Annotated in this window: 22 protein-coding genes, 8 tRNA genes and 1 riboswitch; of the genes, 5 read left to right on the top strand and 25 right to left on the bottom strand. The window is 39.2% G+C overall.

What is annotated here, in order from left to right; genetic code table 11:
• The first annotated feature begins 25 nt into the window (after positions 1-25).
• Positions 26-265, top strand: coding sequence for a hypothetical protein (locus ACOMA7_RS04060; RefSeq protein ID WP_225349261.1), 240 nt, complete (start codon positions 26-28; stop codon positions 263-265).
• A gap of 38 nt (positions 266-303) precedes the next feature.
• Here ACOMA7_RS04060 and rpoC read toward each other — a convergent pair whose 3' ends face one another.
• The 16 genes from rpoC to ACOMA7_RS03980 form a co-directional block, all read right to left on the bottom strand.
• Positions 304-3,966 (bottom strand): DNA-directed RNA polymerase subunit beta', encoded by a 3,663-nt coding sequence (gene rpoC, locus ACOMA7_RS04055; RefSeq protein WP_041152920.1) that lies wholly within the window; start codon positions 3,964-3,966, stop codon positions 304-306.
• Between the two features lie 17 nt (positions 3,967-3,983).
• Positions 3,984-7,592, bottom strand: coding sequence for a DNA-directed RNA polymerase subunit beta (rpoB, locus tag ACOMA7_RS04050; RefSeq protein WP_034534412.1), 3,609 nt, complete (start codon positions 7,590-7,592; stop codon positions 3,984-3,986).
• A gap of 266 nt (positions 7,593-7,858) precedes the next feature.
• A complete protein-coding gene (locus tag ACOMA7_RS04045) occupies positions 7,859-10,357 on the bottom strand; it encodes an ATP-dependent Clp protease ATP-binding subunit (RefSeq protein ID WP_041152922.1) in 2,499 nt (832 codons plus the stop codon).
• Positions 10,358-10,372: 15 nt separating this feature from the next.
• Entirely contained in the window at positions 10,373-10,840 is a 468-nt protein-coding gene (locus ACOMA7_RS04040) for a CtsR family transcriptional regulator (RefSeq protein WP_041152923.1), read from the bottom strand.
• Positions 10,841-10,965: 125 nt separating this feature from the next.
• Positions 10,966-11,039 (bottom strand) — tRNA-Pro (locus ACOMA7_RS04035).
• A gap of 12 nt (positions 11,040-11,051) precedes the next feature.
• Positions 11,052-11,125: transfer RNA gene (locus ACOMA7_RS04030), tRNA-Arg, on the bottom strand.
• Between the two features lie 23 nt (positions 11,126-11,148).
• Positions 11,149-11,234, bottom strand: a tRNA-Leu gene (locus tag ACOMA7_RS04025).
• A 13-nt stretch (positions 11,235-11,247) separates the two neighbouring features.
• Positions 11,248-11,319, bottom strand: a tRNA-Gly gene (locus tag ACOMA7_RS04020).
• Between the two features lie 4 nt (positions 11,320-11,323).
• Positions 11,324-11,397 (bottom strand) — tRNA-Thr (locus ACOMA7_RS04015).
• Between the two features lie 21 nt (positions 11,398-11,418).
• Positions 11,419-11,502: transfer RNA gene (locus ACOMA7_RS04010), tRNA-Leu, on the bottom strand.
• A 35-nt stretch (positions 11,503-11,537) separates the two neighbouring features.
• Positions 11,538-11,610 (bottom strand) — tRNA-Lys (locus tag ACOMA7_RS04005).
• A gap of 3 nt (positions 11,611-11,613) precedes the next feature.
• Positions 11,614-11,686: transfer RNA gene (locus tag ACOMA7_RS04000), tRNA-Val, on the bottom strand.
• Between the two features lie 232 nt (positions 11,687-11,918).
• On the bottom strand, positions 11,919-13,202 hold the full coding sequence (serS, locus tag ACOMA7_RS03995) for a serine--tRNA ligase (protein WP_034531486.1): 1,284 nt from the start codon (positions 13,200-13,202) through the stop codon (positions 11,919-11,921).
• 277 nt (positions 13,203-13,479) lie between these two features.
• Positions 13,480-14,121: a deoxynucleoside kinase gene (locus tag ACOMA7_RS03990; RefSeq protein WP_198177931.1), complete on the bottom strand. Its 642-nt coding sequence runs from the start codon at positions 14,119-14,121 to the stop codon at positions 13,480-13,482.
• Positions 14,122-14,238: 117 nt separating this feature from the next.
• Positions 14,239-15,696, bottom strand: a complete 1,458-nt coding sequence (locus tag ACOMA7_RS03985) for an amino acid permease (protein WP_057198208.1) — start codon at positions 15,694-15,696, stop codon at positions 14,239-14,241.
• Between the two features lie 105 nt (positions 15,697-15,801).
• Positions 15,802-15,980, bottom strand: a riboswitch (Lysine riboswitch).
• A gap of 39 nt (positions 15,981-16,019) precedes the next feature.
• Entirely contained in the window at positions 16,020-16,517 is a 498-nt protein-coding gene (locus ACOMA7_RS03980) for a GNAT family N-acetyltransferase (protein WP_326865162.1), read from the bottom strand.
• 55 nt (positions 16,518-16,572) lie between these two features.
• Between ACOMA7_RS03980 and ACOMA7_RS03975 the strand changes: the two genes are divergently transcribed.
• The gene (locus tag ACOMA7_RS03975) at positions 16,573-17,382 is read left to right on the top strand and encodes a lp_1002 family arylesterase (protein ID WP_034531482.1); all 810 of its coding nucleotides are present in this window, start codon (positions 16,573-16,575) and stop codon (positions 17,380-17,382) included.
• A 32-nt stretch (positions 17,383-17,414) separates the two neighbouring features.
• Here the strand turns inward: ACOMA7_RS03975 and ACOMA7_RS03970 are convergent, their stop codons facing one another.
• Positions 17,415-18,083 (bottom strand): phosphatase PAP2 family protein, encoded by a 669-nt coding sequence (locus ACOMA7_RS03970; RefSeq protein WP_034531481.1) that lies wholly within the window; start codon positions 18,081-18,083, stop codon positions 17,415-17,417.
• 155 nt (positions 18,084-18,238) lie between these two features.
• Here ACOMA7_RS03970 and ACOMA7_RS03965 point away from each other — a divergent pair, with 155 nt between their 5' ends.
• Both ACOMA7_RS03965 and ACOMA7_RS03960 read left to right on the top strand, forming a co-directional pair.
• Positions 18,239-19,072 carry a sulfite exporter TauE/SafE family protein gene (locus ACOMA7_RS03965; protein ID WP_034531480.1) on the top strand — a complete coding sequence of 278 codons (834 nt, stop codon included), beginning with the start codon at positions 18,239-18,241 and terminating at the stop codon, positions 19,070-19,072.
• 11 nt (positions 19,073-19,083) lie between these two features.
• Positions 19,084-19,452: a DUF1634 domain-containing protein gene (locus tag ACOMA7_RS03960; protein WP_034531479.1), complete on the top strand. Its 369-nt coding sequence runs from the start codon at positions 19,084-19,086 to the stop codon at positions 19,450-19,452.
• Positions 19,453-19,476: 24 nt separating this feature from the next.
• On the opposite strand, the gene ACOMA7_RS03955 is transcribed toward ACOMA7_RS03960, so the two are convergent.
• From ACOMA7_RS03955 to ACOMA7_RS03945, 3 genes are all read right to left on the bottom strand, one after another.
• Complete coding sequence (locus ACOMA7_RS03955) at positions 19,477-19,938, bottom strand: threonine/serine exporter family protein (RefSeq protein ID WP_176589803.1); 462 nt, start codon at positions 19,936-19,938, stop codon at positions 19,477-19,479.
• 6 nt (positions 19,939-19,944) lie between these two features.
• The gene (locus ACOMA7_RS03950) at positions 19,945-20,709 is read right to left on the bottom strand and encodes a threonine/serine exporter family protein (protein ID WP_167540462.1); all 765 of its coding nucleotides are present in this window, start codon (positions 20,707-20,709) and stop codon (positions 19,945-19,947) included.
• Positions 20,710-20,794: 85 nt separating this feature from the next.
• The gene (locus tag ACOMA7_RS03945) at positions 20,795-21,451 is read right to left on the bottom strand and encodes a metal-dependent transcriptional regulator (RefSeq protein WP_034531476.1); all 657 of its coding nucleotides are present in this window, start codon (positions 21,449-21,451) and stop codon (positions 20,795-20,797) included.
• A gap of 157 nt (positions 21,452-21,608) precedes the next feature.
• Here ACOMA7_RS03945 and ACOMA7_RS03940 point away from each other — a divergent pair, with 157 nt between their 5' ends.
• Positions 21,609-21,953 carry a hypothetical protein gene (locus ACOMA7_RS03940; RefSeq protein WP_057198220.1) on the top strand — a complete coding sequence of 115 codons (345 nt, stop codon included), beginning with the start codon at positions 21,609-21,611 and terminating at the stop codon, positions 21,951-21,953.
• Between the two features lie 71 nt (positions 21,954-22,024).
• On the opposite strand, the gene ACOMA7_RS03935 is transcribed toward ACOMA7_RS03940, so the two are convergent.
• From ACOMA7_RS03935 to ACOMA7_RS03915, 5 genes are all read right to left on the bottom strand, one after another.
• Complete coding sequence (locus tag ACOMA7_RS03935; protein ID WP_198177927.1) at positions 22,025-22,939, bottom strand: cation diffusion facilitator family transporter; 915 nt, start codon at positions 22,937-22,939, stop codon at positions 22,025-22,027.
• A gap of 74 nt (positions 22,940-23,013) precedes the next feature.
• On the bottom strand, positions 23,014-23,556 hold the full coding sequence (locus ACOMA7_RS03930; protein ID WP_041152933.1) for a GNAT family N-acetyltransferase: 543 nt from the start codon (positions 23,554-23,556) through the stop codon (positions 23,014-23,016).
• 175 nt (positions 23,557-23,731) lie between these two features.
• Positions 23,732-24,130, bottom strand: coding sequence for a hypothetical protein (locus tag ACOMA7_RS03925; RefSeq protein ID WP_421392126.1), 399 nt, complete (start codon positions 24,128-24,130; stop codon positions 23,732-23,734).
• Positions 24,130-24,891 (bottom strand): DUF1003 domain-containing protein, encoded by a 762-nt coding sequence (locus ACOMA7_RS03920; protein WP_034531471.1) that lies wholly within the window; start codon positions 24,889-24,891, stop codon positions 24,130-24,132. Before ACOMA7_RS03920 ends, ACOMA7_RS03925 begins: the two co-directional genes overlap by 1 nt.
• Positions 24,884-25,774: an RluA family pseudouridine synthase gene (locus tag ACOMA7_RS03915; RefSeq protein WP_421392124.1), complete on the bottom strand. Its 891-nt coding sequence runs from the start codon at positions 25,772-25,774 to the stop codon at positions 24,884-24,886. Before ACOMA7_RS03915 ends, ACOMA7_RS03920 begins: the two co-directional genes overlap by 8 nt.
• Between the last annotated feature and the right edge of the window lie 94 nt (positions 25,775-25,868).

Below are 25,868 nucleotides of genomic sequence, written 5' to 3'. Positions count from 1 at the left end.
CCCTTTCTCTAGAATTTTGATATTAATGCCGATTTATTTTTTCTTCTATCTTTTAAACTACAACTATCACTTTATCGGTGAAGCAGATATTGATCTGTTTGCGATTTTGTTTCTATTAATCGGTAACCACATTCTATTAATTATCTTTGTTGCTAGTCTCTTCGCACTAGTTGCCTATCCGTTTATTAAACAAGCCAGTGGTAAAATTCCGTTTATTCCATTTATATATTTATCTTATTTGATGTTTCTATGTATAAAAAAATAGCAACCGCTATTCAGCGATTGCTATTTTTAAGTTGTAAATTATTGGTTATTTACGTCTTCTTCATTCATACGTTTTTCAATTTGGCTAATTGAGTAAACGTCGTTTGAATCAACTTTTGGTGATTCTTGTTCTTCAACTTTAGCGTTGATTTCACCGTAAGTCTTCATTCCAGTACCAGCTGGAATTAGCTTACCAATAATAACATTTTCCTTAAGACCAACTAATGGATCGTTCTTTCCACGGATAGCAGCATCTGTTAGAACACGAGTAGTTTCTTGGAATGATGCAGCTGATAAGAAACTGTTAGTTTCTAGGGCAGCCTTAGTAATACCTAAGATAACTGGACGTGCAGTTGCTGGAATCTTACCAGAAATAACTGCGTCAGCATTAGCTTCCTTAAAGTCATTAATATCCATTAAAGTACCTGGAAGAACGTCAGTGTCACCTGAGTCCATGATTCTTACCTTACGTAGCATTTGACGAACCATGATTTCAGCATGCTTATCACTAACTTCTACCCCTTGCATACGGTAAGTCTTTTGAACTTCACTTAGCAAGTATACTTCAGTTGATAGTGAATCACGAACCTTGATAAGTTCCTTAGGATCAATTGAACCTTCATTAATAGCTTGTCCACGACGGATGAAGTCACCTTCAGCCACGTTCATACGAGCATTAATTGGAACCTTGTAAGTTCTAGTGTCGGCGTCACCTTTAACAGTAACTTCCTTCACTCTTTCAGCAGGGTTTTCTTCAATTAGAGATACAGTACCTGTAACTTCAGTAATTTCTGCTTTACCTTTAGGGTTTCTAGCTTCAAAGATTTCTTGAACACGAGGAAGACCTTGTGTGATATCGGCGTTACCAGCAACCCCACCGGTATGGAAGTTACGCATAGTTAATTGAGTACCAGGTTCACCAATTGATTGAGCAGCAACAGTACCAACTGCTTCACCAACTTCTACAGGTGAACCAGTAGCTAAGTTACGACCGTAACATTTTTCACAAACCCCGTGAACTGTGTTACAAGTGAATGCTGAACGAATTTCAACTTCTTCAATTCCAGCAGCTTCAATTGCTTCAGCTTCAGGTTCGTTAATCATTTGGTTATGCTTAACAATTACTTCACCAGTTTCTGGGTTCTTAACTGTCTTCATAGCATATCTACCGATGATTCTGTCGTATAGAGGTTCAATCATTTCATTACCTTGCTTCAATGCAGCAACGATAACTCCACGGTCGGTGTTACAATCTTCTTCTCTGATAATAACGTCTTGAGCCACGTCAACTAGACGACGAGTTAAGTAACCTGAGTTGGCAGTCTTCAAGGCAGTATCAGTCATACCCTTACGGGCACCGTGGGTAGAAATGAACATTTCAAGAACTGATAGACCTTCACGGAAGTTAGCAGTGATAGGTAGTTCCATGATTTCACCATTAGGTGCGGCCATCAAACCACGCATACCAGCTAATTGAGTAAAGTTAGAGATGTTACCACGGGCACCAGAGTCACTCATCATAAAGATAGGGTTTTGAGGATCGAAGTTCTTCAACAAGTCGTTTTGAATTTCATCCTTAGCATCACTCCAGATACCGATAACTCTTTCGTAACGTTCTTGGTCAGTAATTAAACCACGACGGAATTGTTTTGTAACGTTTTCAACTTTTTTGTGTGAATCAGCAATAATTTGAGGTTTTGACTTAAGGTCAGTAACATCAGTGATACCAACAGTTAAACCTGACTTAGTTGATTCGTTGTAACCTAAGTCCTTCATTCTATCTAGTAGTTGTGAAGTTTCAGTTACCTTGTATTGCTTGTAAACTTCAGCAATGATGTCTGATAAGAAACCTTTCTTGAAGGCACCGTTTAGAGGGGCATTCTTCAAGTGTTCATGGATATCTTCACCAGGTTCTAAGAAGAAACTGTCAGATAAGTGACCATGTAGGTTAGTATCAGTTGGTTCGTTCAAGTATTGGAATGTCTTTGGAAGAATACCGTTGAAGATAATCTTACCAATAGTTGTTACCAAAATCTTGTCCTTTTGTTCGTCAGTGAATGGCTTTTCGCTCATTGATGAAGCGGCAATACCAACACGAGTGTGCCAGTGAGTTAAACCACTTTGGTATGAAAGTTTAGCTTCTTCAGGTGTGTTGAAGATCATACCTTCACCTTCACGGCCTTCTTCTTCCATAGTTAGGTAGTAGTTACCGATAACCATATCTTGAGAAGGAGCAACGATTGGGTTTCCATCACGAGGGGCAAGAATATGAGTAGCAGCTAGCATCAATAGTCTTGATTCAGCTTGTGCTTCGTCTGATAAAGGAACGTGGATGGCCATTTGGTCACCATCAAAATCGGCGTTGTAAGCTTCACAAGCTAATGGGTGAAGACGCATTGATTTACCTGAAACCAATACTGGTTCGAATGCTTGAATACCTAATCTATGCAATGTAGGCGCACGGTTAAGTAATACTGGATGTTCCTTAATTACGTCATCCAATACATCGAATACTTCTTCATCTTTACGTTCGATTTGACGTTTAGCAGACTTAATGTTTGAAGCACTACCACGTTTTACAAGTTCTTTCATAATGAAAGGCTTGAATAATTCCATGGCCATTGGAACTGGAAGTCCCATTTGGTTGAACTTCAAGAATGGTCCAACATCAATAACAGAACGACCAGAGTAGTCAACACGCTTACCAAGTAAGTTTTGTCTGAAACGACCTTGCTTACCTTTAAGCATGTGTGATAGTGACTTAAGTGGACGGTTACCAGGACCGGCAACAGGACGACCACGACGACCGTTATCGATTAAAGCATCAACAGCTTCTTGTAGCATACGTTTTTCGTTTTGAACGATGATACCAGGAGCATGTAGATCTAATAATCTCTTTAGACGGTTATTTCTGTTAATAACACGACGGTACAAGTCATTTAAGTCAGAAGTGGCGAAACGGCCACCTTCTAGTTGTACCATTGGTCTTAAGTCAGGTGGAATAACTGGAATTGCTTCCATTACCATCCATGACAAGTCATTACCTGATTGTAGGAAGGCTTCTAGAATATCTAGACGTCTAACCGCTCTAACACGCTTTTGACCAGTAGCCTTCTTTAGTTCATCTTTTAGTTCAGCAACTTCTTTATTGATATCAACATTGTTCAATAAAGTTCTAATTGCTTCAGCACCAATCTTAGCTTCGAAACGGTTACCGTATTCAAGTTTCTTTTCACGGTAATCTTGTTCTGAGATTAGTTGCTTGTTTTCTAGTGGAGTATCACCAGGATCTGTAACAACGTATGAAGCAAAGTAGATAATTTCTTCCAAAGCACGTGGGCTCATGTCTAACACAAGACCCATACGACTTGGAATTCCTTTGAAGTACCAAATGTGAGTTACTGGAGCAGCTAATTCAATGTGACCCATACGTTCACGACGTACTTTAGCACGTGTAACTTCTACTCCACAACGATCACAGACGATACCCTTGTATCTAATACGTTTATATTTACCACAAGCACATTCCCAATCCTTTGTAGGACCGAAAATTCTTTCGTCGAATAGACCATCTTTTTCTGGTTTTAAAGTTCTGTAGTTGATAGTTTCTGGCTTTTTAACTTCACCAAATGACCAACTACGAATTTTATCAGAAGAAGCTAATCCAATTTGCATGCTTGAAAATTTGTTTACATCGACCAATGGATAGTCCCCTTTCTTTATTCCTTAAAGTTGGTGTTTGCTTTATCGTCTTGTTCAGACTTTTCTTCATCTTTTTCTTCTTGTTCTTTCTTTTGCTTTTCAGCTAGTTTGCTTAAAGCATCAACGTTAACAACACCGTCGTCTTCTTCGCTGTCTAAGTCACGAAGTTCGATTTCTTGGTTGTCTTCGTTAAGAACCTTCATGTCTAATCCTAGAGCTTGAAGTTCTTTTACAAGAACACGGAATGATTCAGGAACACCTGGCTTAGGAATTGGTTCACCCTTAACAATAGCTTCGTATGTCTTAACACGACCAACAACGTCATCTGACTTGTAAGTCAAGATTTCTTGTAGTGTGTATGCGGCACCATAAGCTTCTAGGGCCCAAACTTCCATTTCACCAAAACGTTGTCCACCAAATTGTGCTTTACCACCAAGTGGTTGTTGAGTAACTAGTGAGTAAGGTCCAATTGAACGAGCATGGATCTTATCGTCAACCATGTGAGCAAGTTTCAAGTAGTGCATTACACCAACTGCTACACGTTTATCGAATGGTTCACCGGTTCTACCATCGTAAACAACTGACTTACCGTCTGAAGCCATACCAGCTTCCTTAACAGCGTCCCAGATATCTGAATCACGAGCACCGTCGAATACCGGAGTACTTACGTGGATACCTAGTTTTTTAGCAGCCATACCTAAGTGTAATTCAAGAACTTGTCCAATGTTCATACGTGAAGGCACACCCATGGGACTCAATAGGATATCAATTGGAGTACCATCTGGTAAGTAAGGCATATCTTCTTCAGGAATAACAATGGAAACAGTACCCTTGTTACCGTGACGACCAGACATCTTGTCCCCTACTTGGATCTTACGTTTTTGAGCAATGTAAACTCGAACCATCTTGTTTACACCTGGTGCTAATTCATCACCATTTTCTCTAGTGAAGACCTTAACGTCTTGAACGATACCGCCCCCACCGTGAGGTACACGTAGTGAAGTATCACGGACTTCTCTAGACTTTTCACCGAAGATAGCATGTAGTAAACGTTCTTCAGCTGATAATTCTGTTACACCCTTAGGAGTAACCTTACCAACTAAGATGTCACCATCATGTACTTCAGCACCAATTCTGATAGTTCCTTCTTCGTCAAGGTTTCTTAAAGCGTCTTCCCCAACGTTAGGAATTTCTCTAGTCATTTCTTCAGGTCCAAGTTTGGTATCTCTAGTTTCTGATTCGTATTCTTCAATATGAATTGAAGTGTATACATCTTCTCGAACTAATCTTTCTGAAATACCAATGGCATCTTCGAAGTTGTAACCTTGCCAAGTCATGAACGCAACAACTGGGTTTTGACCTAAAGCAAGTTCTCCGTTTTCCATTGAAGGACCGTCTGCTAGAATTTCATCAGCGTCAACCTTGTCGTTTACACGAACGATTGGACGTTGGTTGTAGTTCTTACCACCGTTTGAACGTTGGAACTTCATTAGCTTGTAAGTATCTAATGAACCGTCTTCTCTTCTAACACGTACTTCGTCAGCGTCAACGTATTCAACAGTACCTGGGTGTTTACAAATTAAAGCAACACCAGAGTCATGAGCTGCCTTGTATTCAATACCAGTACCAACTAGTGGTGCATGTGGGTTAACCAAAGGAACAGCTTGACGTTGCATGTTGGCACCCATCAAGGCACGGTTGGAGTCATCGTTTTCCAAGAAAGGAATACATGCAGTGGCAACTGAAACTACTTGCTTAGGAGAAACGTCCATGTAGTCAACGTTTTCAATCTTAGTTTCAATATTGTTTGACTTGTATCTTGCCATAACAACATCGTTCTTGAATGATCCGTCTTCATTTAATGGAGAGTTAGCTTGAGCAACTACGAAGTTATCTTCTTCGTCAGCTGATAAGTAATCAATCTTATCAGTTACTTTGTGAGTATCCCATGATACACGACGGTAAGGTGTTTCCACGAAACCGTACTTGTTAACCTTAGAATAACTTGAAAGTGAGTTAATCAAACCAATGTTAGGACCTTCAGGAGTTTCAATAGGACAAATACGACCATAGTGAGTGTAGTGAACGTCACGAACTTCGTATCCGGCACGGTCTCTGGTCAAACCACCAGGTCCCAATGCAGATAGACGACGTTTATGAGTTAATTCACCCAATGGGTTAGTTTGGTCCATGAATTGTGACAATTGTGATGAACCAAAGAATTCCTTAATTGAAGCTACTACAGGACGAATGTTGATTAATTGTTGTGGAGTAACAGTAGTAGTGTCTTGAATTGACATACGTTCTCTTACTACACGTTCCATTCTTGCTAGACCAATTCTGAATTGGTTTTGTAGTAATTCACCAACAGAACGGATACGACGGTTACCTAAATGGTCAATATCATCAGGTTCACCAATTCCTTCTTGCAAGTTGAAGAAGTAGTTGATAGCAGAAATGATATCTGCTGGAGTGATGTGATGGTAATCCAATGAGATGTTGTCGTTTCCAATCATGTTAACAACATGATCTGGGTCTTTTTCTGATTGTACTTTGATGATTTGTACAGTCATTGGTTCTGGAACAACTGATTGTTCTGAAGGGTTGAAAGTGTATGCCTTGAAGTCTTCGCGGTCCAAGTATGGAGCTAATTCCTTCATGACATTCTTATCAATTACAGTACCCTTCTTAGCAATAATTTCACCAGTATCTGGATCAGCTAAAGTTTCAGCAAGGGTTAATCCTAGTAAACGAGTCTTTAGGCTTAACTTGTTGTTAGTCTTGTATCTACCAACAGGAGCCATGTCGTAACGTTTTGGATCGAAGAAACGAGTAGTCAATAGGCTACGAGATGAATCAGCAGTCTTAGGTTCACCCGGACGTAGACGTTCGTAAATGTCCTTTAATGCTTCTTCAACACGTGAATCTTCTGTGTCTTTGTGGACATCTTTTTCAAGAGTCAATGAAAGACTATCATTGCTACCCAAAATTTGAGTAATTTCGTCATCTGAACCGAAACCTAATGCACGAACTAGTTCAGTAATTGGTAGCTTTCTAGTTCTATCAATACGAACGTATGATAAGTTCTTTGCGTCAGTTTCGAATTCCATCCAGGCACCACGGTTAGGAATTACAGTAGTACCATAGCTGATACGTCCATTCTTGTCTTCTTCTTTGTGGAAGAATACACCAGGAGAACGAACTAATTGTGAAACAATTACACGTTCTGCCCCGTTAATAATGAAAGTACCTTGATCAGTCATCAATGGGAAATCGCCAAAGAATACATCTTGGGTCTTAATTTCACCAGTTTCATGATTGGTCAATTTCAATGTGATATGAAGTGGAGCTGAGTAGTTAGCCTCATGATCTCTTGCTTCATTAACAGTGTACTTAGGTTCTAATAATTGGTAATCAACGAATTCTAAGGATAGTTTTCCTTGGAAATCATCAATTGGCATAATGCTGTTAAACATTTCACGCAAACCTTCATCTAAGAACCACTTGTATGAATCGGTTTGAATTTCAATTAAATTAGGTAAATCAAGAACTTCCTTGATTTGAGAGTAACTTCTACGAATACGGTGTTTACCATATTTAACTAAATGTCCTGCCAAGTTCTTCACCCCTCCAAAAATTTCTACGTAAGTGAAATATTACAATTGTGTTACAAATGCATTTTTTTACCCTTTTTATCTAAAAATGAGCAAAAAAAAACCAAAATAAGCAATTCAAATTGAAGCTTATTTTTGGTTAATATAGGCGTGTCTGACGGACAATAGATCGCCGACACACATTTCACTTCGTAGTTATATATTTAGTATGATACTCTCGAAGGTATATAAAGTCAAGATTTAGACAATAAAAAAGAGGGATAATTCCCTCTTTTTTATTATGCCTTAACGGCTTCTTTTTTAGTGATTGTAATCTTGCCTTTAGATGCTCCGATTGAAACGTCATCCCCTGGTTTAATTTCACCAGAAAGAATTTCTTCAGAAACTTTATCTTCAACATCGTTTTGCAACGCACGACGGATTGGACGCGCACCGTATTCAGGATTGAAACCATTCTTAGCAATTAATTCGATTGCTGCTGGAGTCATCTTCACGTTGATGCCTAAGTCGTGAACTCGTTTCAATAAATCGTTAGCCATTAGCTTAACAATTTCTTGAACTTGTTTTTCGTTTAGTTCGTGGAAGATGATTGTTTCATCGATACGGTTTAAGAATTCTGGTCTGAAGAATCTCTTCATTTGTTCTTCGACCGTCTTTCTCATTAGCTTGTAGTTTTCATCGTCATGATCTAGTTCAGCACCAAAACCAACAGTCTTCTTATCACGTAGTGTTCTAGCACCTAGGTTAGAAGTCATGATTAGGACAGTATTTCTAAAGTCGACATGTCTACCTTTAGAATCTGTTAGGTATCCATCATCTAATACTTGTAGTAACAAGTTGAAGACATCTGGATGAGCCTTTTCTACTTCATCGAATAGGACAACTGAGTATGGATGTTGTCTTACCTTTTCGGTCAATTGGCCACCTTCATCGTATCCAACGTATCCTGGAGCTGAACCAACCATTCGAGAAGCTGATTCCTTTTGCATGTATTCTGACATATCAATTCTGATAATGTCATCCTTTGAACCAAACATTTCTTCAGCTAAGTCCTTAGCTAATTCAGTCTTACCAACACCGGTAGGACCTAAGAAGATGAATGAACCGATTGGTCTATTTGGATCCTTGATTCCACTTCTAGCACGTCTAATTGCACGTGATACGGCAGAAACGGCTTCGTTTTGACCAATAATCTTCTTGTGTAGGATTGATTCTAGGTTAACCAAACGCTTGCTGTCAGCCTTAGTCATCTTAGTTACTGGAACCCCAGTCCATTCTGAGACAACCTTAGCGACATCTTCACCGGTTTCTTCGATATCGAAGTTGTGGTCTTCTTGACGTTGCTTTTTGATATCAGCGGTTTCTTGACGCTTAGTCTTTAGTTCTTCTTGTAGTTCTTGTTCCTTTTGACGAAGTGAAACGGCATCTTCGAAGCGTTGTTCTTCGATGGCACTTTCCATTTGAGTACTGTATTCGTTAATCTTGTTTTCTAGTTCTTCTAATGGATTGTTTTCGTCTAGGTTGTTGATTCTAACCATTGCGGCTGCTTCATCCATCAAGTCGATTGCCTTATCAGGTAGGAAACGGTTGCTGATGTATCTGCTTGATAAATCAACGGCCTTTTCAATCGCATCATCGGTAATCTTTACTTGGTGGTGGCTTTCGTACTTAGGACGAATTCCCTTTAGGATTTCGACAGCTTCATCTCTAGTAGGTTCATCAACTGAAACAGTTGCGAATCTTCTAGCTAATGCACCATCTTTTTCGATGTACTTTTGGTATTCATCCAAAGTAGTAGCACCGATGGTTTGAAGATCTCCTCTTGCAAGCGCAGGCTTTAGGATGTTAGAAGCATCGATAGCTCCTTCAGCACCACCGGCACCCATTAGAGTGTGTAGTTCATCAATGAATAGGATTACATTACCAACTGACTTGATTTCACTGATAATCTTCATTAAACGTTTTTCAAACTCACCACGGTACTTAGTACCAGCGACTAGAGTTCCCATTTCAAGCATCATAATACGCTTATTTTGCATGTCTTCTGGAACTTGTCTGTGAGCAACCTTTAGTGCCAAGCCTTCAACAACAGCAGTCTTACCTACCCCTGCTTCCCCGATTAGCACTGGGTTGTTCTTAGTACGACGACTAAGGATTTGAATTACACGTTTGATAACATCGTCTCTACCAATAGTAGGATCAATTAGACCATCTTTGGCTGACTTAGTAAGGTCAGTAGCAAGTGAGTCTAATGTAGGAGTAGTTCCATTGTTTCGAGCTGCTCTAGTTCCTGGTAGTGGAATGTTCTTTGAGTTTGAACTTGAATCGCCTGGGAATCCCATCTTGCGTAATAGCACCTTCTTTACGTCGTTTACTTCGACCACGTTTAGTGCCACTAGAATTCTAGCAGCTAAAGTGTCTGGAGTATCTAAGATGGCAAGTAATAAGTGTTCTGTTCCTATCTTAATTGCACCGTATTTCTTCGCAATTTGGCCAGATAAGGTCAAGATTGCTTCAGCCTTAGGTGAGTATGGTAGGTATGTGTCCTTGTCTGAATCGGTTAAGTTACCGTATCCAACCAAGATTTCCATTTCGCCTTTAATATCATCTTCGTGTACATCGCATTGCTTTAAGGCTGACTTTGCGATGCCGTTATCTTCCATAGATAAAGCTAGTAATAAGTGTTCTGTCCCAATCCCTTGGTGGCCAAACACTTTGGCTTGTTCTTGTGCCAAAATCAATACGTTCTTTGCGCTTGGAGTAAAAATGTTATCCATATCGTGCCTCACTTTCTAGCTTTTGTATCTTAAATGATCAAGTATTGCGACCATTATATTCGCTCTAATCTCATTTTCAAGTAGTTTGTTGCCAACGGCTAGTGTCTGCTTGTTAATAGATGCTAACACTAAATCGGCTTCATTGTCAGTAATTAGATCATTTAACACCAAAGTGTTGATAATTGCTTTACCCTCACGTTGTGTTAAATCGTCGCCAATGGCATTAATCAGCGTATCTAAAATATCTATATTATCAAGCAGCTTCACCTTTTCAATGCGGATATATCCACCGCCACCACGTTTACTTTCGACTACGTATCCATTTTGAATGGTAAACCTAGTCTTAATAACGTAGTTAATTTGTGATGGAACCACATCAAAATGGCTGGCAATATCAGATCTACTTATTTCGACTCTCTCGTCTTCAGCAATCATTTCCTTTAAATACTTCTCAATAATATCCGAAATATTCTTACCCTGCATAATACCACCTCTTTCTTTGACTAATTCTGACTATAATTATACGGACTTATATTGAAAATGCAAAGATTTTTAACGAAAAACAAAAAAGAGAAAACAAATTAATGTTTTCTCTTTTGGTTATATTATCGGGAAGACAGGATTCGAACCTGCGACCCCCTGGTCCCAAACCAGGTGCTCTACCAAGCTGAGCTACTTCCCGAAAATAAAAAAATGCACCCAGTAGGAGTCGAACCTACAACCTTCTGATTCGTAGTCAGACACTCTATCCAGTTGCGCTATGGGTGCATAATAGTATTAAATTATTGAAATGCCGAGGACCGGGATCGAACCGGTACGGTTATCACTAACCGCAGGATTTTAAGTCCTGTGCGTCTGCCAATTCCGCCACCCCGGCAGAACTATGCAAAAGCGGAAGACGGGATTCGAACCCGCGACCCCCACCATGGCAAGGTGATGTTCTACCACTGAACTACTTCCGCATAATGCCGACTAGATGATTCGAACACCCGACCTCTTCATTACTAGTGAAGCGCTCTAGCCAACTGAGCTAAGTCGGCAGCAATTATGCAAATTGCAAATGCGGGCGAAGGGATTCGAACCCCCACTTCCATAAGGAAACTAGAACCTAAATCTAGCGCGTCTGCCAGTTCCGCCACGCCCGCATGATTATATTAAAATGTATATGGCATAGAGCCAATGAGCCGTGGCAGGTTCGAACTGCCGACCCTCTGATTAAAAGTCAGATGCTCTACCGGCTGAGCTAACGGCTCATATGGAGGATACAGGGCTCGAACCTGTGACCTCCTGCTTGTAAGGCAGATGCTCTCCCAACTGAGCTAATCCTCCATGAGGTCTTCCAAGTTATCTCTTAACAAGACAACTATTTAATAATATCATTTCTTTCAAGTGATGTCAACAAGAAATTTTACTTAATTGTTGATATGACTTGCTTCTGAGCCGTTCTCTTTAACTCAACAAAAGATATTATATCTAAATTTCTGCTATCTGTCTACCCTTTTTTTCAAAAAAATAAAAAAGCGACAATCTTTCGATTATCGCTTTAGTTATAACTATTCAATTAGTCTTCTTTTTCGATCTTAGTCTTACCACCCATGTATGGTTGTAGTACTTCTGGAATGTTGATTGATCCATCTTCATTTTGGAAGTTTTCTAAGATAGCAGCTACAGTTCTACCAACAGCTAAGCCAGAACCGTTTAGAGTGTGAACATATTGTAGTTTACCATTTTCATCCCTGTATTGGATGTGTGCACGACGTGCTTGAAAATCAGTGGTGTTTGAACAACTTGAGATTTCACGGTAACGACCTTGAGCTGGCATCCATACTTCGATGTCATGAGTCATTGCAGCAGTGAAACTCATGTCACTAGTAGTTAATGTGATTACATGGTAAGGAATACCTAGCATCTTCAATAGATCTTCTGCATGTGCAGTAATGCTTTCTAGTGCATCCCATGATTGTTCAGGTTTAGTGAATTGAACCATTTCTACCTTATTGAATTGGTGTAGACGAATTAGACCTCTTGTGTCTCTTCCGGCACTACCAGCTTCTGATCTAAATGCTGGTGATAGTGCAGTGAACTTAACTGGTAGTTTGTCTGCATCCATTACTTCATCTCTGTAGTAGTTTACCAATGGAACTTCGGCAGTAGGAATCATTGTTAAATCACTGTCAGCAATTTCGAAACCGGCCTTTGTTTCCTTAAACTTAGGGAATTGACCAGTACCAAACATTGATGCTGAGTTTACCATGTATGGTGGTAATACTTCTTTATAACCAGCCTTAGCATTTTGGTCTAAGTAGAAGTTGTAAATAGCACGTTCTAGCTGTGCACCTGCACCCATGTAGTAAACAAAACGACTACCGGCAACCTTAGCACTTGCTTCGAAGTCTAAGATGCCTAACTTTTCACCTAAGTCCCAGTGATGTTTTGGTTCGAAGTCAAACTTACGTGGTTCACCGTATTTTCTTAGTTCAACGGCACCTTCTTCAGTCAAACTAACTGGAACGTCATCTGCTGGAATGTTTGGTAAGTGCGCCGCTAAGTCTTGTTGATCTTGTTCAACTTTTTCAAGTTGTTCATCTAATTCCTTAACTTCCTTACCTACTTGTTGCATTTCAGCGATGGCGTCAGCAGCGTCTTCCTTGTTACGCTTTGCTTCAGCAATTTTCTTTGATACTTCGTTCTTCTTAGCTTTTAATCCTTCACTTTTTACGATTAGTTCACGACGCTTTTCATCGTAACCTAATAGTTCATCGATTGTTTCAGCTTTGATATTTCTAGTAGCTAACTTTTCCTTTACCCAGTCAGCGTTTTGACGAATCATTTTCATATCTAACATAGTAAATACCTCCAATTTTGCAAATAAAAAAGAAGACCTCCATCCATTGGGACGAAGGTCTTCTTTTCGCGGTACCACCCAAGTTCTTAGCACATGCTAAACACTCGTTTGGAGATAACGGTCACCTGCCGTGTAGCATTACCTACCCGCTTTTGCGTATGCCGGAATTTCGACTTGCAATTCACACCAACCATTGCATCTCTTTGTTGTCTACTTAAAAACATACCTTGCGTTTATTTGTTGACTCAATAGTATTATAAAAAAATGTGATTGGCAACTATTTTAAGTTCAATTCAGCAATTTTTTCATCAATTTGTTTTAGAACTGCTGCTAAATCTTCTTCGTTTTCGATAAAGTCAAACTTATCACCGTCGATTTGCATCTTAGGAGATAAATTGTAGTTGTCATACCAGTCGTTGTAACGACTATTTAAGTCTTGGTAATAGTTGTATAGTTCTGGATCTTTATCCACTTGTTCGTAACTTCTACCACGTTTTTTGATTCGTTTTAACATGGTATCGAATGAAATGTTGATGTGGATTAATAAATCAGGATTCTTTTGGTTCAATGAACCAGGAATTTCTTCCATCATATTTTCCAACAATGAATCGTAGATATCAGCTTCAGTTGAAGTGGCACGTTTCATATCAGCATTCAATCTAAATAGTAATGAATCTTCGTAGATAGAACGGTCCATAACACTTAACTTTTCGTTGTGGGCCTTTTCAATATTGTTTAGACGTGTATTTAAGAAGTAAATTTGTAATAAGAATGCATACTTCTTAGGATCCTTGTAAAACAATGGAAGAATTTCGTTATCGTCCACTGATTCGTAATACCCAGTTGAATCAAGATGAGCAGATAGGATCTTAGTTAAAGAGGTTTTTCCGGCTCCAATGGTTCCAGCAAGTACTATCATAATAATCTCCTTAATTTCGTTTTCTAATATACTATTTTAATACATTCAAGTCGTTTTGAATATGAAGAAATTGATGGCAAACAAAAAAGATGCCGTTAAAACGGCATCTTCATTATATTATTTTTCTTCATCTCTTAAATCAGAAGGAGATACATCAACCTTATCTAGAGGAATTAGATGTGTCTTGTGCTTAATCTTGTAACCAATGTATAGAATTAATACAAGTGGTACTGAGATGTAAGTAATTCCGATTTGTTCCCAATCCCAGTTAGCAAATGAGTTTACGTTTTGACCACAAATAACTAGGATACATAGAATTAAAGTAATGATTGGTCCAATTGGGAACCAAGTAGCATGGTACTTCAATTCATCTAGTGAATGACCTTGCTTGATGAAGGCTCTTCTGAAACGGTAATGTGATAGTGCAATTCCGACCCAAGCAATAAAACCAGTAAGACCAGAAGCGGCAACTAACCATAGATAAATTTGTGGACCTTCGATACTTGTAATGAAAGTAAGTAATGCAATCACAGTAGTAACTGTTAAGGCACCAACTGGAATACCGCGACGGTTAGTCTTACCCATAGCCTTAGGAGCGAATCCTTGGTGAGCCATTGAGTAAAGCATTCTAGTTGAAGCATACATTCCTGAGTTAGCTGATGAAATGACTGAAGTTAAGATAACAGCGTTCATAATAGAAGCAGCGGCTGCTAAACCAGCACGCTTGAATACGATTGTAAATGGACTAATTGCAACATCGGTAGCACTTGAACCTAATAGATCAGGACTAGTGTAAGGAATGATTGCACCAATTACGAAGATTGCTAGGATGTAGAATAAGATAATTCTCCAGAAAACATCCTTGATCGCACGTGGAACGGCTTCTCTTGGGTTATCTGATTCACCAGCAGTAATACCAACTAATTCAGTTCCTTGGAATGAGAAACCAGCGACTACGAATACCGCTAAAATCATTGGAATACCACCAACGAATGGCGCTTGCTTGTAAGTGAAGTTAGATAAACCAATGTAGTGGCCACCCATGATACCAAAAATGGTTAAAACACCAACAGCTAAGAAGATAAAGATTGTAATAACCTTAATCAATGACATCCAGAATTCTGTTTCACCGAATGACTTAACTGATAATGCGTTCACACAAAGGATTAGTGCTAATGTAATCGCACTGAAAATCCAACCTGGCATGTGTGGTAACCAGAACTTCATTACTAAAGCTGCAGTTGAGATATCAACGGCAACGGTAATGGCCCAGTTGAACCAGTAGTTCCAACCCATGGCAAATCCAAGCGCTGGGTCAACGTACTTACCTGCGTAAGCCGCGAATGAACCTGAGATAGGTGTGTTGGTTGCCATTTCACCTAAACTAGTCATTAAAAAGTAAACCATTAGTCCCATTAATAAGTAAGCAACTAATGCTCCACCAGGTCCCGCTTGGCTAATAACTGAACCAGAGGCAACGAATAGACCGGTACCGATTGAACCACCTAAGGCAATCATAGAAACGTGTCTAGTCTTTAAACCTCTCTTTACATGATTATTTGAGTTTTCACTCATGATGTATTTCACCCTCTATAAGTATTTCTAAGAGGTGCCGATAATAACTAAAAAAGTCTCTTCCTGTAAACACAAGAAGAGACCATAATAATTTCTTTTAATTATTGATCACAAAGCACTCCGTGGAATCAACCACGACAGTCTCTAGCCTATTAAGCTAGAACCCAACAAACTCGATTCATAAGGAATCGGTCGTTTCGGCAGACATCCCCTTTCACCATCAATCGTTGTCGCCCTATCGACTCATGATGGCTACTTTTGTCAGCTGCGCCTCTTCTTAGATTTCTACAACATTATATATTAATGTCTTTACGATTACAATACTATTTTACTTTCATTTCAAAAACGAGGTTGTCTTCGTATTCATCCACCTGTGTAAAACCTAAACTGTGTAAAACTTTTTGCGAAGGTAAATTACGGGCTTCAACCGTTGCTTCGACCACCTTTACGGGTGCTTTTAGACAATTTAAAACCTCACCCAATGCATAGGTCATGTATCCACGCTGTTGATAACTTGTGTTAATAAAGTAACCTAATTCGATATTTTCGTAATCTGGTTCGAAGTTATCCCCAATTTCAGGAAAAATATTAATAATCCCGATTAGTTTTCCACCGTTGATAAGTCGAATTGCATACGTTTTATTGGTATCATTTTCGGATTCGAACAGCATATGCGCCTTTCTTTCATCGTTAACTGGCTCAAAGCCGGTCTTTTGGGCTAGTTGTTCATCGCGCATCATTTCATAATAGTCGGCAAAATCATCTGTGCGTAACTCAGTGACTGCCACTTCTTTTTCAGGTGAATTATTCTTTTTATCCACAATCATTATCTCCTTGCGTTAAAATATATGTAAAACATATTTGAGAGGTGCTTACATGAGAATCATCAGAGAATCGATTCGTCAAAACTCAAACGCTTTTCTTCAAGGATATCTTAAATCAGCAGATGTGCAAACTAATCAATACAAATATCCTGCCGTAATCGTCGTTCCCGGTGGATCTTATACTCACATTTCACTCCACCAAGCAGAAAGCTTTGCACTCAATTTCAGTGCCAACGGTTACCAAAGTTTCTATCTAAGATACACATTCGAACAAGAAGCAATGCCACTAATGCCCAATCCAATAGAGGAATTGGCCAACAGCATCAAGTACATTCGAGAACACGCCAACGAATTCAATATCGATGAAAATAGAATCGTGATTGCCGGATTCTCGATTGGTGGTCATATCTGTAGTCTCTACAATGACTTTTACCACACCGATTGGATGCAAAAACTAGCCGATGTGGATAACGCAAATATTTTAAAACCAAATGCGGTTATACTAAGCTACCCTGTGACTAACTTGACCTGTGGTTTTCCCAAGGACAAGGAAAGTATCCTCAACTGGGTATCAGATGAACAACAAGTAAAGGCTGACGAACACGTTTCAGCTAAAAACATGCCAACATTTATCTGGCACACCGCCGACGATCCATTCGTCCCTGTGGAAAATGCCCTTAAGTATTCCATCAAGTTAAACGAATACAATGTGGATAATGAATTACACATCTTCCACCACGGTCCTCACGGAATGGGCCTCGCCAATAACATTACATCCTGGAACGAAGATTCCAATAATGCCCGTGTCGCCGAATGGTTTGACCTTGCCATTACCTGGTTAAATGAAATCTGGGCAAAATAAAAGAACTGATGAAATTCATCAGTTCTTTTTTATTATAGGTATGAATGTAAAACTGGACGCCAGTGTTGTTTTAATCTTGGCGCATATCTTACATATAACATTTCAGATACTTGTACCCAAGTGTAACCGATAACTACGGCACCAACAGTGTCAGTTGGGAAGTGGGCATTTAGATAAATTCTAGATACCATTACCAATAGGACAAATAAAAATGTTAGTACATATAGTAGTCTTCTGATTAAGTTACTTTGGATATGTGGAAGAATGACAATCCATACAACCGCAATCACGATGAAGATACCTAATACGTGTCCACTTGGGAAACTAAATCCGGTATCAGACGCGCTGTGGAATACTGGACGATCACGTCTAACAATGTTTTTAACGATGAATCCAATTACGTCAGCACCAGCTAAAGTAAAGATTCCCCATAAAGCTTGAAGCTTAAACTTGAATCCCCACATAAAGAATGCCAAAACGAAAATCCAGATGATATCCATCTTGGGACTAGCTAAAGTGGTAGCCATATGCATGATTGTATCCTTGAATCCGCCAGTAGTTTTTTGGATTTGACCGATAAAGATTGAGTCAAGAAATCTTAGGTAGCCTGAGTCAATCATTACCGATGCAGTAATAAATAATGATAAAACTAACCCAACGAAAAGCCTAATACCGCGGGTGTAATCCTTATCGATGATCATAATGCATCGATCCTCCTAATCACTTTTTAATGCCATTATACCACAGCTAACACCATTCTTAAGGGTATTTTCTAATTTTGGAACTTGGAATAGGTGCAAAGAAACTAATAATTGTTATAATATTAAGTAATTTATAATTTTAGGAGGAGCTACAAATGATTGAAACAGTCATTCTAATGATTGTCATCGGTGTCCTAGCGGGTATCGGTGGCGCTGTCCTAGGATTGGGTGGTGGAATTATCGTCACCCCCGTCCTAACACTCTTCTTCCATTTAGATATTAAATACGCTATCGGGGCCAGTATCGTTGTGGTTATCGCCACTAGTTCTGGATCTACAATCGCTTATCTAAAAGATGAAGTATTAAACTTACGTGTTGCAATGTTTTTAGAAATTGCCACTACTATTGGTGCATTATCTGGGGCCTTACTTACAGGAATTCTAGAGCCTAAATACCTTTACATACTATTTGGACTATTACTACTATTCTCCGCATTTAACATGGTCAAGAAACTATTGAACAAAAACAAGTCCAATCTAAGCACCAAAGATGATAAATTAGCTGAAAAACTTCGTCTTAACTCAAGTTACTACGATAAAGCTGAAAAGAAACAAATAGACTACAAGGTGGAAAACATCCCCGGTGGACTATCCGTAATGTTTGGTGCCGGTCTTGCTTCCGGGCTACTAGGAATTGGTTCAGGTGCCTTCAAGGTAATCGCAATGGATACCTTCATGAAGATGCCTTTAAAACCATCAAGTGCAACTAGTAACCTAATGATGGGAGTTACCGCAGCTGCTTCAGCAACAGTGTACTTCTTCAACGGTTCAATCTTGCCACAAGTGGCCGTGCCATTAGCACTAGGAATTCTAGTTGGTGCGACAATCGGTTCTCGTGTCATGCAAGTGCTTCCTGCTAGATGGATTCGTATTATCTTCGTCCCTATCATGTTCTACATCGCATGTAGCATGTTATACAAAGGATTCTAGGAGGTTAGATCATGAATACACAACAACCAGCAACTAAAGAAGAAATGAATCGTATCGAATTAGTAATCGGAAAGATTTTACGTGTCGGTGTTGTCATCTCAGCTACCATCATGATTATTGGATTATTACTACTTCTAATCACCGGTAAGTCTGGATATGCTCACGACGCATTCCCTACTACTTTTAAAGCCATCTTTAGTGGCATTGCGACATTAAAACCATACGCGATTATGATGCTTGGAATCTTTTGTCTAATCCTTACTCCCGTATTAAGAGTAATCGTATCAATCTATTCCTTCTACAAGGAAAAAGATATGCTATACGTTTGGATTACCACATTCGTTCTAATCGTTTTAATCATCAGTTTCTTCTTCGGATAAAACGCAAAATAAAAAGCAACGAGATTATCTCGTTGCTTTTTTTGTTCTCAAATATGTTTTCAATCTTAAGTATAGTTGGTTTAAAAATTCCGCAAACAAGAAACCAGATGCGATTCCACCAGCGATGAAGATGACTTGGATCAAGTTGGACTTGGCTAGCGCATAGTTACCAATTGCTAGGCACTTCATAACTTGATAAGCCTGCCCTCCAGGAACTAGTGGCACCAGCGCTGGAATGTTGAAGATAATGACTGGCATCTTCTTGTAGCGTGATGCAAAGATACTCAATATCCCAACGGTAAAGGTTCCTAAAATATCTGCGGCTAAGTATCCGCCCATGTGAACGTTGACGATATGAAAGACTAACCAGCCAATCAAACTAACGATTCCGGCCATGTTCAATGCTTTTCTGGGTAGATTAATTAATAAACCAAATCCGATGGTGGCGAAATAAACGCACACACTATAAATAATTACGGTTACCAATATAAATCACCCCAAAATCTTAATTGCCATTGCCACACCAAAGCCTAGTGCACAGGCGCTCATAATCGCTTCAATTCCTCTAGATGGACCCGATACCAAGTTACCAGATAACGTATCTCTTACCGCATTGGTAATTGGTACCCCGGGAACTAGTGGCATCAACCCCCCAATGATTAAATCATCGGCACTCTTGGCGATTCCCGCTCGAATAATTAGAATCGACATAAAGCCGATACAAATCGCCGCAATGAATTCATTTAAGAAACGAATGTCCGTGTAGTGATCGGTCAAACAATAGATGCACCACCCCATCATTCCAACGAATCCGGCTGCCCAGAAATCGGTGTAGTTACTTCTAAATACCACTTCCAGAGTGGAACTAACCATAAACGCACCAATCATTTGAAGCCAGAATGGGAATGGTCTAACATCCTTGTCCATTTTCTTTAAACGGCGATAGAATTCACCAAGTGAGATTTTCTTATCAGCGAACTGACGAGAGTAATCATTAACCGTTGATACCTTCTCCAAATCAAACGTTCTTTTATCAATTGCTGTGACCTGTGACCCCATATCAGGCGTTGCTGACATGATAATCCCGGTCAAAGTAACGTACGCCCTAGCCTCGGTGGCCCCGGCATTTCTTGAAATCCGATCAATGGTATCGGTGACTCTGACCATTTCAGATCCATTTTCAATCATAATCTTTCCAGCAAGTAGACAGGTCTCAACGACTAACTTACTTCTTTGTCTTTCGTTCAACCATCTCACCTCCGTGTCATCTAATGTTTTTCTAATTATAACATTGATTATGATGATAATAAAAAAGACTGAATTTTTCAATTCAGTCTTTTAATTAATCAGCATTTCTTATAAATACGTAGTGAGAAGCCTTGTAGCTAATGTCACTTTCTTGATTATCAGTTAGATTTTGGACTGTTACCGGTCCTTCAAATGGTGAATGCTTAATTACCTTAAGCTTGTCGCCAATATCTAATTGAATGTCGCCTAAATATGTTAGTAGGTCGTGATTATCGATGAAACGGTCAACAACGACTGTTTCGCCGTCATCAGCATCATTTAATAGGCGATGGCTATCTTCTTTATAGTGTCCTGACATGTTCGGAATAACTCCTCCATGTGGACAGTGAGATGGGTTCCCCAATTTTTTGTACATTGCTTCTAGCAATCTACCACTGGTAGAATGTTCCAACACTTCAGCTTCTTTATCAACATCTGGAAGTGGATATCCTAGTTCGTTTACTAAAAAACTTTCCCAAATACGGTGTTTTCTAACTAGGACTTCAGCTAACTTGATTCCGTCGTCAGTTAAGGACACTCCAGAGTATGGTTCGTGTTCAACTAATCCTTCATCTAATAGCTTGTTAACCATTTCAGTAACTGATCCTGGTGCAATGTCCAAACTAATGGCAATCCTCTTGTTGGATACCTTTTCTTTGGTTCCACCTAGCTCAAAAATAATTTTTAAATAGTCCTCTTTTTTTGGGGTCATTTTTATATCCATGTCTCCTAAATTCAAATCTACTAAAGAGTATCTTACAACTTTATATACTATTTTACCATTTTTATTTCTATTTTTCGGGGAAAATTATATAATTAAGGCGAGATATTAAATATTAATATCTACGATACGAAAGTGAGGCGTTTTTATGGGAGAAAAGTTATTCAGTTTCGATGAGCTTAGCGAACAAGCCAAAGTTACTAGTATCAAGTCATTCAGCGAATTTTACGTTCGTTGTTACAGAAGCCAAAACATGGAGATTTTAAGTCAGGTTCCTGACCAATCGATGTTATGGCAAATCAATCAGGAGGTCTACCGCAACAAGTTCGAATCATTAGAACATGCTGCCAAGGACACCATCATTTATTGTAGTCATAGCTATGCCAAGTTATTGGGCGAATTAGATATGAAATACTTCGCCAATGGTAATAGCGAAATCACTTGGAACGAGTGGTATGACAGACAATTTGTAGCTGCTCCACACGGGGTATAATTTAAAAGGCCGTTTTTCAAAACAAAAAAGACTCTTTTCGTTTTGAAAAGCGTCTTTTTTTATTTTCTCTATTAATCAATATCGTTTCTGGAATCGAGATATAAATCCTCTTTCTTCCCGCGTTCTACTTCGGCTTGAAGTGTGACGTGTTCGATGCCGTACTTATCATGTAATAGTTTGGCAACTGGATCATAAATCTTTTCAGCCTCGGAAATTAGCATGTCTTGCATGTTAATGTGCGCTGAGAATACGATACTGTTTTCATCTACCGACCAGATGTGAACGTGGTGAACTCCGGTAATTCCTTCAATGTTCATCATGTCCTTTTGAATTGCATAGCAATCAACTGTTGGTGATCCCTGCATCAAAATCTTAACGGTCTTTTTAATGATTGGATATGCTTCAGCTGAAATGTATAGTGCGACGATGATGGTGATGATTGGATCGACTAGCACCCAATCGAATAACTTAATTAAAATCCCACCTAGGATAACACCAAGTGAAGCTAAAGTATCACTCAATAAATGTAAATATGTAGCTCGAATGTTTAGATTATGCTTTGAACCACGACTTAATAGTAGTGTGGATACCAAATTAGCAACTGTCGAAACCACAGCAACAATTAGCATTAAGTTTCCGTTAATCTGTTCTGGTTTGAATAGTTTTTGCACCCCTTCAACGATTAGGACAACGGAGATAATCACTAGAAATAGTGAATTTAAAAACGCTGAGATAATCTGAGCTCGCTTGTACCCAAAGGTATTCAATTGATTTTGGGGCCTTTGACTAATTCGGTGCGCATAATAACTACCAACTACTGATGCTGAATCAGCAAAATTGTGAAAAGCATCTGATAATAGTGACAAACTTCCTGAAAAAACTCCCCCTAAAAATTCAACTAGCGTAATTAATGAGTTTAAGATTGTCACTGTAAAGAAACGACGTTGCGACATGGCGTTAACATCGTTATGTTCATGTTCGTGCATGATGCCACCTCCTCCATTCAATTTCATTATACCTTTTGTCAGAATACAAAAAAAGCTGATTTAAAAAAATCAGCTTAGGCAATTAACATTGGTTGTTTAATTACTCTTTCGTATGCGTAGTTCATTACGACGTTTGATGAGTCTGTTGCAGAGATTGGAACCACTCTGCCGGTTTCTACAAAGCCAGCTTTCTTGATGACATGTTGCATGCCCAAGTTAAGTGGGTTTGTGTCAATACGAACGCTTTGAACGTTGTCCATTTTTTCCACTGCATTGAAGATGCCTTCAAATAACTTTTGAGCCAATCCTCTACCGTGGTGTCTGTTGGAAACTGCAACGCGGTGAATTGATAGGTAAGGGCCGTCAGTCAACCATTGACCATCAAGATTTTCGTAACTAGTGTCTAGTCCGTCAATCACGGCAGCTGTGCCTAAGATTTCACCATCTTCTTCAAGTACAACAGTCCATCCGTTTACGATGTCGTTCATTAATGATTCTGCATTTGGGTAGCCTGTTTGCCATTGGTTCACACCCTGTTTGGCAAGCAATTCCTTCCCTTCGAAAATAATTTGTTCAATTGCGTTAAAATCTTCGATTTGTGCTCTTCTCATTAACATGATCTAAGCCCCCCTTTTTGTGTTTGATTTAAATATTTAGCATTTTAGCGACTAGAAAATATTACCACCATTTTTCCAAAAAGCAAAGACTTTTTTACAAAAAAATGGACTTTTATGAAAACTCTCATAAAGCCCATCATGACGCACCTTGAGAACATGTTAAAAATCGATAATTTTAGTCCTCAATCATTCGCCAATTTCCTTCAGCTGATTTGGAAATTTGGTTTAGAAAATGAAGAACTGAGGCTGCTCTTTTTTCATCATGTTCGTTTAAAATATTAAGTCCCTTTCCAGAAACCATTGGTTCTCCTAATGAGAAGTTACCATCTTGTAGACTACCTTCTGAGAACGCAACGACTGTTTCACCACTTTCAATTTCAGTGATGATGAAGAACATTGAGAAGTCATCGTCTTCCTTCATGTAAGCAGGCATTGCCCAGATGTTGTCGGCAATTTCTTGCATTTCTTGATCCATGAATTTGTAGTACTTGTGGTTGTCTTGTGTTACTGGTGTTTCTAGCACAAACATCATCTTGTTGAAAACGTCTGCACCTAATTGAATGTTATCTTCCATTATTGATTCTCCTGTTGTTTTAGTTTTTCTTTTAATTTAGTGTTTTCGTCACGCAACTTAGCTAGCTCACTTCTAACTTCACCTAGGATTTGCAGTTGTAATTTTTCAACTTCCAAATCATGAGGTAATTGATTTTGGGTTAAGTGGTCTAGCTTAGCGTGGATAATTCTTAGTTCATGTTCTGATTTTAAGTTAACATGAAAATCATTTTCTGAGTGCAAACGGTCACGTTCAGCGGCACGGTTTTGACTCATCATGATGATGGGTGCTTGAATTGCTGAGAAACAACTCAAGAATAGGTTCAATAGAATGTATGGATATGGATCAAAGTGGACACCAAATAGTGCCAAACCATTAATAACCATCCAAATAATCAAGATGACGATAAAGATGAAGATAAAGGTCCAACTACCCCCAAATCTAGCGACGGCATCGGAAATCTTTTGGCCAAAGGTTAGGCTTTGTTGCAATGCCTCGTTGACGTCTCTGATTTCATAGTTATCGTTTTGTAGTGCCTTGGTCAACTTACGGTTAATCTTTTGACTTTGTTTCAAGTCAGCATTGATTAATGCATCAACGCGAGACATTCGATATCTCAACAGATGGTGAGCACAAATAAAACTGGTGACCTTAGCGCCTGGGTAATCGGCCTTAATTGAATTGGACATTGATTGGGCCAAGTCTCCTAGGTAGAAACCTTCATCAGAATATAGTTGTGCATCATCTACAATACAATGTACTAATTTGGCTTTTTCAGTCATTATGATCCTCCTTCACCACAGATTTCATATCCGTTGGTAATTCAATCTCAAAAGTGCGAACTTGATTTGCTAGTTCATCATTAAACTCTAAGTAGTAAGCGTGAAGTGCTTGGCGGTCAATGCCCCTATCAAGTGGGCCTTGATATAATTCATCTCCCAATAATGGATGACCTAGTGATGTCATGTGAACTCTGATTTGATGGGTTCGACCCGTGTGGAGTTTCAAACGCACCAGTGTGGCATCATCAAATTCTTCGACCTTCCAATATTCGGTCTTGGCATTTTGACCGTCTTCGATGACCTCTCTTCTGAAGTTGTCACCGACACGCCCAATTGGTTTATCAATCATCCCATGTTCATCTAGACCGGTACCATCAACGACAGCATAATACATCTTATCAATCTTGTGTTGAGCCACCTGTTGGTTAGCTAGACTATTGGCCAAACGGTTCTTGGCAACCAAGACAATGCCAGATGTAAAACGATCTAATCGAGTAATCAGGTGTGGTCTTAAATCGGAACTACCCCGTTTTTTTAAATAACCCTTAATGCGGTTGACCAACGTATCGACACGGTTAGACGGTCCCGGCACACTGGTTAACCCCGCTGGTTTGTTCACCACCAACCAGTTATTATCTTCATAGATGACATCGATTGCTTCATAGCTGAATGCAACCTCATCGTCACTTGTTTCCGGTGGAAAGATTACCGTCACTTCGTCTCCCACGACAAGTTTATAATCCAAACCAACTGCGTTACCATTCACTAGAATTGTACCAGTTGATTTAACATCATTATACATCCGATGTGAGACGCCATGGGCACCTAAGAACTTCTTGATACCAGCGTTTTGTTCATCTTGATTTTGCCATGTGAATTGCACAATAATTTCCTCCGAGTTGTATTAATTACCATGTATGTTATATTAACATACTAGAAAAGCAAACTCATATTATTAATGGAAAGAGGATACATAT

Source organism: Apilactobacillus intestinapis (genome assembly GCF_049166695.1).
In the GTDB taxonomy this organism is placed as follows: domain Bacteria; phylum Bacillota; class Bacilli; order Lactobacillales; family Lactobacillaceae; genus Apilactobacillus; species Apilactobacillus kunkeei_C.
Note: the sequence above shows the minus strand (reverse complement) of the source record. Positions and strands in the feature narration are given on the sequence as shown.

Coding starts and splice junctions, on each gene's coding strand:
- ACOMA7_RS04060 (WP_225349261.1), top strand. CDS start 26: ATGCCGATTTATTTTTTCTTCTATCTTTTAAACTACAACTATCACTTT.
- ACOMA7_RS04045 (WP_041152922.1), bottom strand. CDS start 10,357: ATGGATAACATTTTTACTCCAAGCGCAAAGAACGTATTGATTTTGGCA.
- ACOMA7_RS04040 (WP_041152923.1), bottom strand. CDS start 10,840: ATGCAGGGTAAGAATATTTCGGATATTATTGAGAAGTATTTAAAGGAA.
- serS (WP_034531486.1), bottom strand. CDS start 13,202: ATGTTAGATATGAAAATGATTCGTCAAAACGCTGACTGGGTAAAGGAA.
- ACOMA7_RS03990 (WP_198177931.1), bottom strand. CDS start 14,121: ATGATAGTACTTGCTGGAACCATTGGAGCCGGAAAAACCTCTTTAACT.
- ACOMA7_RS03985 (WP_057198208.1), bottom strand. CDS start 15,696: ATGAGTGAAAACTCAAATAATCATGTAAAGAGAGGTTTAAAGACTAGA.
- ACOMA7_RS03975 (WP_034531482.1), top strand. CDS start 16,573: ATGAGAATCATCAGAGAATCGATTCGTCAAAACTCAAACGCTTTTCTT.
- ACOMA7_RS03970 (WP_034531481.1), bottom strand. CDS start 18,083: ATGATCATCGATAAGGATTACACCCGCGGTATTAGGCTTTTCGTTGGG.
- ACOMA7_RS03965 (WP_034531480.1), top strand. CDS start 18,239: ATGATTGAAACAGTCATTCTAATGATTGTCATCGGTGTCCTAGCGGGT.
- ACOMA7_RS03960 (WP_034531479.1), top strand. CDS start 19,084: ATGAATACACAACAACCAGCAACTAAAGAAGAAATGAATCGTATCGAA.
- ACOMA7_RS03945 (WP_034531476.1), bottom strand. CDS start 21,451: ATGACCCCAAAAAAAGAGGACTATTTAAAAATTATTTTTGAGCTAGGT.
- ACOMA7_RS03940 (WP_057198220.1), top strand. CDS start 21,609: ATGGGAGAAAAGTTATTCAGTTTCGATGAGCTTAGCGAACAAGCCAAA.
- ACOMA7_RS03935 (WP_198177927.1), bottom strand. CDS start 22,939: ATGCACGAACATGAACATAACGATGTTAACGCCATGTCGCAACGTCGT.
- ACOMA7_RS03930 (WP_041152933.1), bottom strand. CDS start 23,556: ATGTTAATGAGAAGAGCACAAATCGAAGATTTTAACGCAATTGAACAA.
- ACOMA7_RS03925 (WP_421392126.1), bottom strand. CDS start 24,130: ATGGAAGATAACATTCAATTAGGTGCAGACGTTTTCAACAAGATGATG.
- ACOMA7_RS03920 (WP_034531471.1), bottom strand. CDS start 24,891: ATGACTGAAAAAGCCAAATTAGTACATTGTATTGTAGATGATGCACAA.